Origin of the sequence: Pseudomonas syringae (assembly GCF_021606685.1) — a bacterium.
GTDB classification, from domain to species: domain Bacteria; phylum Pseudomonadota; class Gammaproteobacteria; order Pseudomonadales; family Pseudomonadaceae; genus Aquipseudomonas; species Aquipseudomonas syringae_R.
On record NZ_WKCB01000014.1, the window covers coordinates 20,913 to 33,389 of the forward strand.

Below are 12,477 nucleotides of genomic sequence, written 5' to 3' on the forward strand. Positions count from 1 at the left end.
GAATGTGCCAACGTATCGGGAGCAAGCCCCCTCCCACACTCTGCCTCAGTGCCTATTCAATTTGTTTCGTCATCGCAATACACGCCAACGCCAACCCCGACGGTGAATGGTAAACCGCCTGCTCATCCCCCACGTAGCCACACTCCCGATAAAACCCCGCCGCATTCAACGTCGCATCCAGCACCACCGCTTCAATCGCCAATTCCCGCGCAACACTCTCAAGATGATCCAACATCGCCTTGCCATACCCCCGTCCGATGAATTCGGGCCGCACGAACAGCGCACCCACTTCATTGTTATCAAGGTCGAGCATCCCGGTGGCCACCGGCTCACCGTTGACCCAGCCTAGGTAAAACGGTTTGTCCATCAGCGCACTGTAGCCGTCCTCGGCGTTGCCGCGTGTCCACAACTGCATCTGTTCGGCGGTGTAGGCGCCGATGCATTGGCCGCGAATGGCTTCGCGGCGAATCGCAAAAGCGGCGTGGGCGTCATCGGGTGTGGCGCGTTTTATCTCTAGCATAGGGTCCATCCTTCAGGCGTTTTCATTGCCCTCGCGGGTGAATGAATAACGGTCGATATCCGTACGTAACTGCCAGCCCTGGCCTTGCCAATAAAGGGCGGCATGGGTGTTGGTCTTGAACACATCCAGATGGCATTTGTGGATGCCCAACTGCTCCAGCGCGCCAAGGCAACGCTCGACCAAAGCCTGCGCGATGCCCTGACGGCGATACTCCGGCAACACCAACAGATGTTGCAAATAGCCGCGCCGCCCATCATGGCCGCACATCACACACGCGATCAACCGGCCCTCGACTTCAGCCACAAAACTCATCCCCGGGTTGCGCGCCAGGTAGCGCTCGGTAGCCTCGCGCGAGTCGGCGTCGCGCAGGGAAATGCCGGGGGTGGTTTGCATGAGGTGGAGGATGGCGTCGTAGTCCAGGATTGTCATAACGCGGATCGTCGGCATGGCAGATAACCTTATGTGAGTGGGCTTGCCCGCGATGGCGGCGGGCAAGCTAGCCTCAGGTGGCTCGAGCATGGTCAGTACGGAATGTTCTGACAGCGATACACAGGTCAGCTCTTCTCCGCGTCCGAGTGTTCCTTCTTGAACTGCATAATCTCGGCAAGGTTATCTTCAATCCAGTCGACCATTGCCTCTACCTTGACAGCGGCTTCCTTTCCCAGTGGCGTCAACGTGTATTCCACATAGGGTGGAACAACCGGTCGAGAGAGCCGATTGACGAGCCCGTCGCCTTCCAACCCCTGGAGGGTCTGGGAAAGCATTTTCTCGCTCACGCCACCGATTTTCCGACGCAGTTCGCTGAAGCGATGTGTACCGCCCAACAGAACCACCAGCACCAGCACACCCCAGCGGCTGGTCATGTGTTTGAGGACTTCTCTCGAAGGACAGTCAGCTTCCAGGAGTTCGCCGCGACGTACTTTTTCGGAAAAAGGGTGAGGGATGTAATCTTGGATACTCATTACACTTACCTTTTTGTACGTACTTACCATTAGTTAGTCCCTGCCCTAGGATGATCACTCCTCTCTCTGGAATAAAGGTGCTTGATTATGATTGCCGTCACAGGTGCTACCGGCCAATTGGGCCGTCTCGTCATTGATACACTGCTAAAAACCGTCAACCCGCAGGAAATCGTAGCGTTGGTGCGCGATCCACTCAAGGCGCAGGATCTTGGCGCGAAAGGCGTTGACGTGCGCCAAGCCGATTACAACCAGCCCGAAACCCTTCGTAGCGCGTTGGTCGGTGTTCAGCGTCTGCTGCTGATTTCTTCAAGCGAAGTCGGCCAGCGTACGACACAACATCGTGCCGTCATTGAGGCGGCCACAGCTTCGGGCGTCCAACTGCTGGCGTACACCAGCATGCTGCACGCAGACAAATCGACACTGGGCCTGGCAGTCGAGCACCGGGATACCGAACGGGCGTTGGCAGAGTCTGGGTTGAATTACGTACTGCTGCGTAATGGTTGGTACAGCGAGAACTACACCGCCAGCGTGCCGCCCGCGGTCGAGCACGGCGCTATTCTGGGCAGTGCGCAAGCGGGTCGAATCTCCTCCGCAGCGCGAAAAGATTATGCCGACGCGGCAGCCGCTGTACTGACCCGTGAAGGTCAGGCAGGCAAGGTCTACGAGCTGGCAGGTGATGAGAGTTACACGTTGGCCGAACTGGCCACGGAAGTCGCCAAACAATCCGGGAAGAACGTTGTTTACAACGATCTTCCACAAGAGCAATACCAGGCAGTACTCATTGGATTGGGCCTGCCGGCAGCCTTAGCCGGGTTGCTCGCTGATTCTGATGCCGCAGCCGCTGGAGGCGATCTGTTTGATGACTCTCGCCAACTGAGTCGACTATTGGGCCGTCCAACGACGCCGATTGCGCAATCCGTCAGCGCGGCGCTTGAGCACTAAGATCGTTTTAGCCACTTGATGGGATAAGATTTGTGAGGAAACCCGCTTTGGCGGGTTTTCTGGTTTTGGGGCGGTCGGGATTGGGGCGCGGATTTGGGGCGCCTTCGCAGCCTCGCTGGGGCTCGACAGCTCCCACATTTGGATGTGTGCTCGACTCGGCCAAAGCCGTGATGGCGAGGGTATTGGCACACCGTTATGATGTGGACTTTCGCTCAACGCCCCAGGAAATACCCATGCCCGCCCTCACCTTCCGCAACGCCCTGCCCGCCGACGCCGCGCGCTGCTATGAAATCGAAATCAGCGCCTATGAAGGCGATGAAGCCGCGACCCTGGAAAAGATCGCCACGCGTATCGCGCAGTACCCAGAGGGTTTCTTGATTCTGCAGGCGGATGACGCGGTGGTGGGCTTTATCAACTGCGGCTGCGCCCACCAGGTGGTGATGTCGGACGAGGCGTTCAAGGAGTTGGTGGGGCATGCGGCCGAGGCGCCGAATGTGGTCATCATGTCTGTCGTGGTCGACCCGACGCAGCAGGGCAAGGGCTACTCCAAACTGTTGATGACCGAGTTTGTGCAGCGCATGCGCGCGCTGGGCAAGCAGACGATTCATTTGATGTGCAAGGAGCAGCATGTGCCCTTGTACACGCGCATGGGCTACACCTATGTGCAGCCTTCGCCGTCGGATCACGGCGGCATGGCGTGGCATGAGATGGTGATGGACCTCTGATTTTCCCTTGGTAAAGGATTACTGATGCAGTTCAGCGAGCCTTACCGCGAGGCGATAGATTTTGAGATCAAGGCCGATGACATGGGAAGATCGCAGCGCGCCTGAAACCACCGGGAACCAAGATGACCCACCCCCACATTGAAATCAGCAACCAAGCCAACCCCGACGCCGAGCGCATCCTCGGCAGCGGCCTTGCTGCATTCAACGAAGGCATCACCGGCTACAACGACCGTCTGCCGCTCAACGTGTTGATCAAAGACCCACACACCCAGCAAATCCTCGGCGGCATCACCGGTAAAACCACCTTGGGCATGGCCTTTCTTGACCTGTTCCACGTACCCGATTCGATGCGTGGAACGGGCCTTGGCAGTCGGTTGCTGCAGGCTTTCGAGGACGAAGCCCGACGCCGGGGATGTGCCAGCGCGGTGCTGTACACCCTCAGTTTCCAAGCGCCGGGGTTTTATGAGAAGCATGGGTGGGTGCGGTTTGGCGAGGTGCCGTGTGAGCCTGCAGGCAGCAGCCGCGTGTTTTTGTCTAAGGCGTTGTGACGCTCAACGCTTTACCAAACAACCGATTCCCATGGGTTTCGCCTTGGAAGGTATGGATCGGCGAGCCCAACAGCTCATACCCGCTCCGAGGGTAAAACCCCAGCGCGCGCTCATTGCCCACCCACACCGTGGCCCACAACAACGCAGCGCCGCCGAGTACCGCGCGGTGTTCGGCCGCTTGCAGCAGCTGATAACCGATGCCCAGGCCAGTGAAGCGTTCCTGGACATACAGGCGTTGCAACTCGGCGACGTTTGAGGCTTCGATCATCGGGTGGCGGGCGTTGAGTTTGACCTGGGCGAAGCCGACCAGGTGATGGCTGGATTCGGCGACCATCAGCGAGGTGCCTGGCTCAGCCAGCAACGCAGCGATGGTATCCGGGGCAAAGGCTTGCAGCACCTCGTCGGCAATCGAGCGGCGAATACCTTGGGTAGCGTAGGTGTCGAGGAATACCTGCATGCCCAGCACGCCGATGCACAGCGCGTCTTGGGCTGTAGCGGTACGAATAATGATTGCAGACATTGAGTCTCCGTACTCAAGAAGAATAGCGTTGGCTAACTCCCCAACTATTTTGGGGCCGCTTCGCAGCCCAACGCGAGCAAGCTCGCTCGCCTCAAAAAAAGGGGCTGTTACCAACTCCCGGAAGCCCCGCCGCCGCCACTGGAACCGCCGCCGCCCGACGAACTGCTGCTGGAGCTGGAACGGCTGGAGCTGGAACTGGAGCGGGAACCGCCACCCGACCCAGAGCCGGACGTGGAAACACTCTGCACAAAGATGATAAACGCCGCAAAGGACGCTACCGGGATCGCTACGACCCAGCCCTGATAGCCGTGCCCCACCAACAGGCCCGCCGCCACGTATATCCCCAGCACCGCCAGTGCACGCACCAGGAAGAAGCGCGGTTTGGTCTTCCACGATTCCTTGATCAGGTAAAACAGCCCCACATAGAGCGCCAGCACCAGCGCCCCGCCAAACGGCCACGCCAGCCAATGGACGAAGCTGACCTCGACAAAATGGTTCACCACCAGCACGCCGACGATGTAGGCCAGCAACGCCATCACGCAGTAAAACGCGACGCGAGCCAACCACAATGCGCCGAAGGTGGCGCCGCCGATCAGCAGGGTCAGCGGCAGCAACCCCAGGTAGATCGGCCAGTCCGGGCCGCCGCCGTAAATCGCCAGCAGCACGGTGGCGGCCACCGCAGCCAGCAACGCCCGGCGCCACGGCAGTTTGCCGGCGGCCATCAGCACACCGCCGATACCACCGAGGATAAACGCCAGCAGCACGGCAATCGCCTGGGGGTTGACGCCGCGGCCGGCCACTGCGGGCAAGTCGCCGCCGTCCACCAGCGTCACCAGGTCGTTTACGCCTTGGGCCACGCCGCCCGCATAGTCGCCTTGGCGAAACGCCGGGGTGATGTGCTCTTCGATGATGCGGTGCGCCAGCAGGTCGGTGACCGTGCCTTCCAGACCGTAGCCCACCTCGATGCGCACCTTGCGGTCGTCCTTGACCACCACCAGCAGGATGCCGTCGTTGACGTCCTTGCGCCCAAGCTTCCAGGCGCGGAACAGTTGGTTGGCATAGTCTTCGATGCTGATGCCGCCAGTACTGGGCACCAGCAGCACGGCCACCTGCGAGCCTTTGCGTTGCTCCAGGGCAGCCAGTTGCTCTTTCAGACGAGTGGTGGTGTCGGCATCGAGGGTGTTGGTGAGGTCGATCACCCGCTGGTCCAGCGCGACGCCGATGGGCGAGGTATCAGCCTGGGCGGTGCTGAACAGGCTGGCGAACAGCATCACCCACAGGCCCAGGACCGATTGCCGCAAAATCACCATCATGCTTTGTTACCTGAAGTTTCTTCCTGAAGGCGCCGACTTTACCTTATCTGCTCTATATCGCGTGACCACGCGCGATTGACTATCTAAACTGCCCCCACATAGCAATACGCCATAACTTCGAGACCCGCATGGACCTACGTCACCGCAACAACGTCACTGTGATGGGCAATGGGACCTCGACCCTGGTGTTTTCCCACGGGTTCGGCTGTAACCAGGCCATGTGGAACGCGCTGGCGCCGCTGTTCGCCGAGCGCTTTCGCGTGGTGTTGTACGACCTGGTGGGCGCCGGCCTTTCGGACCTCAGTGCTTTCGACAAAGCCAAGTACAACGCGCTGGATGGCTATGCCCACGACCTCAACGAGATCATCGACGCGTATGCCGAGGGCCCGGTGATTCTGGTGGGCCACTCGGTCAGCGCGATGATCGGCGTGCTCACCGACCGCCAGGCCCCGGGGCGTATCGCCGCCCACGTGATGATCGGCCCGTCGCCGCGCTATATCGACACCGACGGCTACGTGGGCGGGTTCCAACGCAGCGACATCGACGACCTGCTCGACACCCTCGACAGCAACTACCTCGGTTGGTCCAGCGCCATGGCGCCGGTGATCATGGGCGCGCCGGGGCAACCGGCGCTGAGCCAAACCCTCAGCGACAGTTTCTGCCGCACCGAGCCGGACATCGCCAAGCAGTTTGCGCGGGTGACCTTTCTGGCAGACAACCGCGACGACGTCATCGGCCTGATCACCCCGGTGCTGATCCTGCAATCGAGCGACGACCTGATCGCCCCCGTGGCCGTAGGTGAATACCTGCACAGCGTGTTGCCCAACAGCACCTATTGCCTGGTCGACAACGTCGGCCATTGCCCGCATATGAGTGCGCCGCAGGCCTGCGCGGCGGCGATGCAGAGCTTCCTGGCGCCCTGGGCGGCCCCACGTGCCTGCTGAACTGTTCGACAGCGCCGCCTGCGCGCTGGCCGTCACCGCCCAGGACGGCACGATCCTGCAGGCCAACGCGCGCTTCAGCGAGTGGCTGGGGTTGAGCCTTGAAGAGCTGCACGGCCGGCGCTTCCAGGACCTGCTGACCATGGGCGGGCGGATCTTCCACCAGACCCACCTGGCCCCCATGCTGCGCATGCAGGGCAGCGTCAGCGAAGTCAAACTGGACATGCTGCACCGCGACGGGCACACGCTGACCGTGCTGCTCAACGGCCACCGGCGCGAGCAAGCCGACGACACGGTGTACGACCTGGCGCTGTTTGGCACCACCGACCGCGACAAGTACGAGCGCGAGCTGCTCAATGCACGCAACCTGGCCGAAGCCCTGCTGCAGGAAAAAACCGCCACCGAACAGGCGCTGAAACAGGCCCAGGCCGAACTCAACGAGGCCTATGCCATCGCCCAACGCCGCGCGCTGTTCGCCGAGCAGATGGTGGCGATTGTCAGCCATGACCTGAAAAACCCGCTTACCGCGATCCGCATGGCGACCGATTTTCTCGCGCGCGGCGAGCGCACGGCCAAAGAACGCCAACTGCTGGGCCATATCGGCCAATCGTCCGAGCGCGCCCAACGCATGATCGCCGACCTGCTGGACTTCACCCAGGCCCGGGTCGGCCAGGGCATTTCCATCAAGGCGGCGCCGCTGGTGTTGCATGAGGTGATTCAGCGCGCGGTGGAGGAACTGCGCGTGGCCTTCCCCAAGGCAAGCCTCGTGCATCACACCCAAGGCCAGGGCGATGCCTGCCTGGATGCCGACCGGGTGCAGCAGATCATCGGCAACCTGGTGGCCAACAGCGTGGCCTATGGCGACCTGGAACGGCCAATCACCATTACCTCACGCCTGGGCGACGGCCATTGCGAGGTGGCGGTGCACAACCACGGCGCGGCAATTCCCGAGGCGTTGCTGGCCGGGCTGTTCGAACCCATGACCCGCGGCACCGACCAGGGCAGCGACGTGCGCAGCGTGGGGCTTGGCCTGTATATCGTGCGGGAGCTGGCCAGGGTGCATGGCGGGGATGTAGCGGTGCAGTCCACCGCGCAAGACGGCACCACGTTCAGCGTGCGCTTCTTGCCGGCGTAAGATCTTGCAATAAATTCTCAATAACGCCACCATTGAGAATAGTTGTCATTCACAAGGTGGCGTCAACCGTGTTGTTCAGTCCTTCTTCCCTTCCGCCCTCGCGCAATGACGCCTTGCACCGCCTGTTTGGTGACCATCACCCGTGGTTGGTGGAGCGGCTGCGGTTGCGCCTGGGGTGCCGTGAAGACGCCGCCGACCTGGCAGCGGAAACCTTCGCTCAGGTCGTGGCCATGCCTGACCCGCAGGCCATTCGGGAACCCCGCGCGTTGCTCAGCACCATCGGCAAACGGTTGATCTTCGCGCGCTGGCGGCGCAACGACATCGAGCGCGCCTATCTGGAGGTACTGGCACACATGCCCGAGGCCGTGGCGCCATCGCCACAGGAGCACTGGCTGGTGATCGAAGCGTTGATGGAAATCGACCGCCTGCTCGACCGACTCTCTTCCAAAGCCCGGGCGGCATTCCTGTATAGCCAGCTCGATGGCAGGACCTACGCCTGCATCGCCCGCGAACTGGGCGTGTCGGTCACCCGCGTGCACCAATACGTGGTGCAGGGCCTGACCGCTTGCTACCTGGCCCAGCCGTGAGCGGCCTGCCGACGGCGGTGGCGCAGGCCATCGAGTGGTATGCGCGCCAAGGCTCGGGGACGTTTGACGGCCCCTCCCAAGCGCAGTTCGAGCAATGGCTGAAGGCAGATCCGAGCCATCAGGACGCCTGGCAGACCCTCACCCGTCAACTGGGCCGCACCCTCACGCCGCTTGTGCGGCAGCAGGGTTCGCGCCAGGCGCTCAATGCCGTCAACCATAGCCGCCGGCGCCTGTTGCGCGGCGCCCTGGCCGTGGGGGCCGTCGCCGTGGGCACGCCCTTGCTGACCCTGCGAGGCGGCCCCTTGCATGGGCGCTGGGGGGCTGACCTGCACACGGCTACGGCCGAACGCAGGCGCTTCACGTTGGAAGACGGCTCGTCTTTGTTGCTCAATGCCCAGAGTGCGGTGGACCTGGATTTCAACCCGCACCAACGCACCGTTCAGCTACTGCGCGGGGCGGCGCTGGCCCAGGTGCACAACGACCCGACGCGCCCGTTCGTGCTGCAATGCCCTTGGGGCGAAGCCTGGCTCGATGGCGGCCGTTGCATGCTCAGCGTGCAAGCCGGCAAGGCCCAATTGTGGGCCTTGGAAGGTGAGTTGGAAGTGCGCGCGCCGGGCACCCGGCAGCGGGTATCCGCCGGTCAGGGGTTGAGCTTCGATGGCCACGCCTGGCAGCCGATCGCCCGGGGCTATATCGATGAACGCGCCTGGGCCCACGGGCTGCTGGAGGTTCACGACCAGCCGCTGGGCCAGGTGATCGAGCACCTCAGGCCTTACCACCCGGGCCTGCTGCAGATTTCGACGCGTGCCGCCGCGCTGCGCATCTCCGGGGTCTTCAGCCTGGATGACAGCCGTCAGGCCCTGGCTGCGCTCAAGGATGTGCTGCCGCTACAGGTGGTCTCGTACCTGGGGATCTGGACGCGCATCGACCAGGTTTGAAAATATTTTCACGCCCCCCTGAAAAATCCACCCGCTCAGGTTACAGACCTAGCAGAAACGCGCAAAACGCGCCCCCTCTAGCGTCCTTACGAGCCCATGCCATGCACCCCAACACACTCTTCCCGCTGCTGATCGGCGGCTGCCTGATCAGTTGCGCCGCCCTGGCTGCCGAGCCTGCGCAGGACTTCGACCTGCCCACCGGCTCACTGGCCACAACGCTGATCAAGATCGGCCAGGCCAGCGGACGCCAGGTGCTGTTTATTCCCGCGGATGTCGAGGGTCGCCAGGCCCATGCCGTAGTCGGCCATTTGAGCGCCGCCGACGCCGTCAACCAGGCATTGCAAAACACCGGGTTGCGCGCACGCGTCACTGCCAGCGGCGCACTCAGCGTGCAACCGGCCAGCGGCGACAGCGTGACCCTGGACGCGATCAACATTGATGGCCGTTCAAGCACCCTCGCCGATGACGACAACCAGCGCTACATTGCCCAGCGTTCCAGTGCCGGCACCAAGACGCGCACGGAGCTGGTAAAAATCCCCCAGTCGATTTCCGTCGTTACCCGTGCCGAACTGGATGAGCGCAAGAGCGATAACTTGTCGGACTCGCTTAAATACACCCCTGGGTTCAGCAGCCAGCCCAACAGCTTCAGCCGCACGGCAGACGACTACACACTGCGCGGCTTCAACGTGGGTGCTGGCACCGGGGGCATTTTGCGCGATGGCATGAAACTGCAATCCAACCCCTACGACGGCAGCGTCGAAGCGTATGGCCTGGAGCGTGTCGAAGTGCTCAAGGGGGCATCCTCGGTGCTGTACGGGCAACTGTCGCCGGGCGGCATGATCAACACCGTGAGCAAACGCCCCACGGCCACGCCACTGCACGAAGTGGGCGTGGAAGTGGGCAACTACGACCGCCGCCAATACACCCTCGACCTCGGTGGCCCACTGGATGACCAGGGCCAGTTCAGCTATCGGCTGACCGGCCTGTGGCGCGACAGCGACACCCAGGTCGACCACGTTGACGACGACCGCCGCTACATCGCCCCGGCCATTACCTGGAAACCCGATGACGACACCTCGCTGACCGTGCTGGCCAGCCACCAGGAAACCTACACCGGCTTTTCGCCGCCCATGAGCTACCGCATGAGCACCTATAGCGCTACGCCGGGCTACAAGATCGGCCGCGACCAGTTTGTCGGCGAGCCGGGCTATGACCATTTCAACAATCGCATGGACACCCTCGGGTATCTGTTCGAGCACCAGTTCAGCGATCAGTTGAAAGTCAACCACAGCCTGCGCTACTTCCAGGCCAATACCGATTGGAGCTACCTGATCCCGGTGGCCATTTCCGGCACGCAGTTGAGCCGCCGCTACAGCGACCGCCAGGAACGCTCCACGGGCTGGACCAGCGACAACAACCTCAGCTACACCTTCGACAGCGGCGCCTGGCGCCATGAGTTGCTGGTGGGCGTGGACTATTACCACAAGACCTACGACTCCCACCGCCATATCAGCGCAACTGCCGCGCAATTGGCGCCGCCCTTGAACCTGGCCGACCCGCAGTACACCGGCGTCGGCGTCAATACGGCGCCCGAGAGTGGTTCGGACCTGCACAGCGCCCAGGCAGGTGTCTACCTGCAAGACCAGATCACCTTCGACGAAAAATGGGTGCTGCTGCTCGGTGGCCGCCAGGACTGGGCCGACAGCGTCACCACCACCTTCGCCACTGACGCGCGTGCCACCCGTAGCGACAAAAAAGCCACCGGCCGCATCGGCCTGGTGTACCTGGCCGACAACGGCCTGGCACCGTACGTGAGTTACAGCCAGTCGTTCCAACCGGCCAGCGTCAGCAACCCGGCGTTCGGCAATGCCTTTGCGCCGCTGGAAGGTGAACAGTACGAAGTCGGCCTGCGCTACCAGCCGCCGGGCAGCGAGACCTTGCTCAGCGCCGCCGTCTTCCGACTGGACCAGGACAACTCGTTGAGCCTGGACAGCCTCACCAATACCTACGTGCAATACGGCAAGACCCGCACCAAAGGCCTGGAGCTGGAGGCCAAGAGCAGCCTCACCGACAACCTGCAACTGAACGTCGGTTACGCCTACACCGACACCCATGTGCTGGAAGACCAGACCGTGAGCAATATCGGCAAACGCATCGAGGGCATTCCGTATCACAGCGCCAGTGTGTGGGCCAGCTACCGCCTGGCCAGCCTGGGCCTGGAGAAACTGCGCATCGGCGCTGGCGCGCGGTATACCGGCACCACCCGCACAACGCCGAGCGTGTACGAAGGCAAAGTGCCCGCGTACACCCTGGTCGATGCCCTGGTCAGCTACGACGTGGATACGCATTGGCAGCTACAGGCCAAGGCACAAAACCTGTTCGACAGACGGTACCTGTACTGCAACACCACCTGCCGTTACGGCGATGAACGCAGCGTGTTGGGCTCGGTCACCTATCGCTGGTAAACCCGCGCCGGGCGGCGGCAGCCGACTCAATCGAGGCGGCCAACGCTGCCCTGCATCACCGGCGTGACGCTCCCGGTCAGCACCACGCCGCCCTCACCCGCCCAGTGCACGCTGACCGTGCCACCGTCGCACTGCACCTGCACCGTGGCATCCAGCAACCCACGCCGGATGCCATTGACCACCGCCGCGCAGCAGCACGACCCCGACCCCAGCGGCACACCGCCGCCGCGCTCCCAGATGCGCAGGCGGATATGCCCGCGGTCCAGCACCTGCACAAAGTGCACATTGGTACTGGCCGGGAACAGCGGGTGATGTTCCAGCGCAGCTCCCCTGGCGGCGACATTGATGGCGTCGATGTCGTGCACAAAAAACGTGCAATGCGGGTTGCCCATGCTGCACGCCGCCGGGCTGCCGTCGATGGGCAGTGTGCACGTGTCCATGGCGTGGGCCAGCGGCACCTGCGCCCAGTCCAGTGACGGCTCGCCCATGTTCACCGACACCCGCCGCCCCGCCTCACGCACGCAGGTCAACACGCCGCGATCGGTGCGCAGCAGGATCGAGTCAACGCCGGTTTCATGCATCAGCCGGTCGGCCACGCCACGGGTAGCGCTGCCGCAGGTCTGCAGCGGTGTGCCATTGGGGTTCCAGAACTTGATGCGCGCGGCGGCGTCTTCACAGTCGAGGATCACCGCCAATTGGTTGAAGCCGATACCGGTCCGGCGGTTGCCCAGGCGCTGCGCGATGGCCGGGGTGATCGGGTCGTCCAGGCCACGGCGGTCAATGATGACGAAGTCGTCGCCATGGGCGTGCATTTTTACAAACTGCAAGGTCATGGGGTGTCCTTGGGTCGACCTGTAGGGAGGTGGAGGATACCCTGAACC

14 protein-coding genes are annotated in these 12,477 nt (G+C 62.6%); 8 read left to right on the plus strand and 6 right to left on the minus strand.

Annotated elements, in window-relative coordinates; translation table 11 throughout:
- Positions 1-52: 52 nt before the first annotated feature.
- The 3 genes from GIW02_RS08270 to GIW02_RS08280 all read right to left on the minus strand — a co-directional run bounded on the left by GIW02_RS08270 (position 53) and on the right by GIW02_RS08280 (position 1,476).
- Positions 53-520: a GNAT family N-acetyltransferase gene (locus GIW02_RS08270; RefSeq protein ID WP_236413251.1), complete on the minus strand. Its 468-nt coding sequence runs from the start codon at positions 518-520 to the stop codon at positions 53-55.
- A 12-nt stretch (positions 521-532) separates the two neighbouring features.
- Positions 533-967 (minus strand): GNAT family N-acetyltransferase, encoded by a 435-nt coding sequence (locus tag GIW02_RS08275; protein ID WP_236413249.1) that lies wholly within the window; start codon positions 965-967, stop codon positions 533-535.
- Between the two features lie 107 nt (positions 968-1,074).
- Positions 1,075-1,476, minus strand: coding sequence for a winged helix-turn-helix transcriptional regulator (locus tag GIW02_RS08280; RefSeq protein WP_456361614.1), 402 nt, complete (start codon positions 1,474-1,476; stop codon positions 1,075-1,077).
- Between the two features lie 93 nt (positions 1,477-1,569).
- Here GIW02_RS08280 and GIW02_RS08285 point away from each other — a divergent pair, with 93 nt between their 5' ends.
- The 3 genes from GIW02_RS08285 (at position 1,570) to GIW02_RS08295 (ending at position 3,697) form a co-directional block, all read left to right on the plus strand.
- On the plus strand, positions 1,570-2,424 hold the full coding sequence (locus GIW02_RS08285; protein WP_236413246.1) for an SDR family oxidoreductase: 855 nt from the start codon (positions 1,570-1,572) through the stop codon (positions 2,422-2,424).
- A 233-nt stretch (positions 2,425-2,657) separates the two neighbouring features.
- A complete protein-coding gene (locus GIW02_RS08290; RefSeq protein ID WP_236413244.1) occupies positions 2,658-3,149 on the plus strand; it encodes a GNAT family N-acetyltransferase in 492 nt (163 codons plus the stop codon).
- 122 nt (positions 3,150-3,271) lie between these two features.
- Positions 3,272-3,697 (plus strand): GNAT family N-acetyltransferase, encoded by a 426-nt coding sequence (locus tag GIW02_RS08295; protein WP_236413242.1) that lies wholly within the window; start codon positions 3,272-3,274, stop codon positions 3,695-3,697.
- Here GIW02_RS08295 and GIW02_RS08300 read toward each other — a convergent pair.
- Together GIW02_RS08300 and GIW02_RS08305 are read right to left on the minus strand one after the other, a co-directional pair.
- Positions 3,684-4,217, minus strand: coding sequence for a GNAT family N-acetyltransferase (locus GIW02_RS08300; protein ID WP_236413239.1), 534 nt, complete (start codon positions 4,215-4,217; stop codon positions 3,684-3,686). The two genes, GIW02_RS08295 and GIW02_RS08300, sit on opposite strands and share 14 nt — an antisense overlap.
- 107 nt (positions 4,218-4,324) lie before the next feature.
- A complete protein-coding gene (locus GIW02_RS08305; RefSeq protein WP_236413230.1) occupies positions 4,325-5,530 on the minus strand; it encodes a TPM domain-containing protein in 1,206 nt (401 codons plus the stop codon).
- Positions 5,531-5,658: 128 nt separating this feature from the next.
- Between GIW02_RS08305 and GIW02_RS08310 the strand changes: the two genes are divergently transcribed.
- From GIW02_RS08310 to GIW02_RS08330, 5 genes are all read left to right on the plus strand, one after another.
- Complete coding sequence (locus GIW02_RS08310; RefSeq protein ID WP_236413228.1) at positions 5,659-6,474, plus strand: alpha/beta fold hydrolase; 816 nt, start codon at positions 5,659-5,661, stop codon at positions 6,472-6,474.
- On the plus strand, positions 6,464-7,606 hold the full coding sequence (locus tag GIW02_RS08315; protein ID WP_236413226.1) for a PAS domain-containing sensor histidine kinase: 1,143 nt from the start codon (positions 6,464-6,466) through the stop codon (positions 7,604-7,606). Before GIW02_RS08310 ends, GIW02_RS08315 begins: the two co-directional genes overlap by 11 nt.
- Positions 7,607-7,674: 68 nt before the next feature.
- Positions 7,675-8,193 (plus strand): sigma-70 family RNA polymerase sigma factor, encoded by a 519-nt coding sequence (locus GIW02_RS08320; RefSeq protein ID WP_456361613.1) that lies wholly within the window; start codon positions 7,675-7,677, stop codon positions 8,191-8,193.
- A complete protein-coding gene (locus GIW02_RS08325; protein ID WP_236413224.1) occupies positions 8,190-9,131 on the plus strand; it encodes a FecR domain-containing protein in 942 nt (313 codons plus the stop codon). The genes GIW02_RS08320 and GIW02_RS08325 overlap by 4 nt, the downstream gene beginning before the upstream one ends.
- 101 nt (positions 9,132-9,232) lie before the next feature.
- On the plus strand, positions 9,233-11,596 hold the full coding sequence (locus GIW02_RS08330; protein WP_236413222.1) for a TonB-dependent siderophore receptor: 2,364 nt from the start codon (positions 9,233-9,235) through the stop codon (positions 11,594-11,596).
- A 26-nt stretch (positions 11,597-11,622) separates the two neighbouring features.
- Here the strand turns inward: GIW02_RS08330 and dapF are convergent, their stop codons facing one another.
- Entirely contained in the window at positions 11,623-12,429 is an 807-nt protein-coding gene (gene dapF, locus GIW02_RS08335) for a diaminopimelate epimerase (RefSeq protein ID WP_236413220.1), read from the minus strand.
- Between the last annotated feature and the right edge of the window lie 48 nt (positions 12,430-12,477).

What these genes read in the sequence shown, in the direction of transcription:
- GIW02_RS08270 (WP_236413251.1), bottom strand. Translation starts at nt 520, where the DNA reads ATGCTAGAGATAAAACGCGCCACACCCGATGACGCCCACGCCGCTTTT.
- GIW02_RS08275 (WP_236413249.1), bottom strand. Translation starts at nt 967, where the DNA reads ATGCCGACGATCCGCGTTATGACAATCCTGGACTACGACGCCATCCTC.
- GIW02_RS08285 (WP_236413246.1), top strand. Translation starts at nt 1,570, where the DNA reads ATGATTGCCGTCACAGGTGCTACCGGCCAATTGGGCCGTCTCGTCATT.
- GIW02_RS08290 (WP_236413244.1), top strand. Translation starts at nt 2,658, where the DNA reads ATGCCCGCCCTCACCTTCCGCAACGCCCTGCCCGCCGACGCCGCGCGC.
- GIW02_RS08295 (WP_236413242.1), top strand. Translation starts at nt 3,272, where the DNA reads ATGACCCACCCCCACATTGAAATCAGCAACCAAGCCAACCCCGACGCC.
- GIW02_RS08300 (WP_236413239.1), bottom strand. Translation starts at nt 4,217, where the DNA reads ATGTCTGCAATCATTATTCGTACCGCTACAGCCCAAGACGCGCTGTGC.
- GIW02_RS08305 (WP_236413230.1), bottom strand. Translation starts at nt 5,530, where the DNA reads ATGATGGTGATTTTGCGGCAATCGGTCCTGGGCCTGTGGGTGATGCTG.
- GIW02_RS08310 (WP_236413228.1), top strand. Translation starts at nt 5,659, where the DNA reads ATGGACCTACGTCACCGCAACAACGTCACTGTGATGGGCAATGGGACC.
- GIW02_RS08330 (WP_236413222.1), top strand. Translation starts at nt 9,233, where the DNA reads ATGCACCCCAACACACTCTTCCCGCTGCTGATCGGCGGCTGCCTGATC.
- dapF (WP_236413220.1), bottom strand. Translation starts at nt 12,429, where the DNA reads ATGACCTTGCAGTTTGTAAAAATGCACGCCCATGGCGACGACTTCGTC.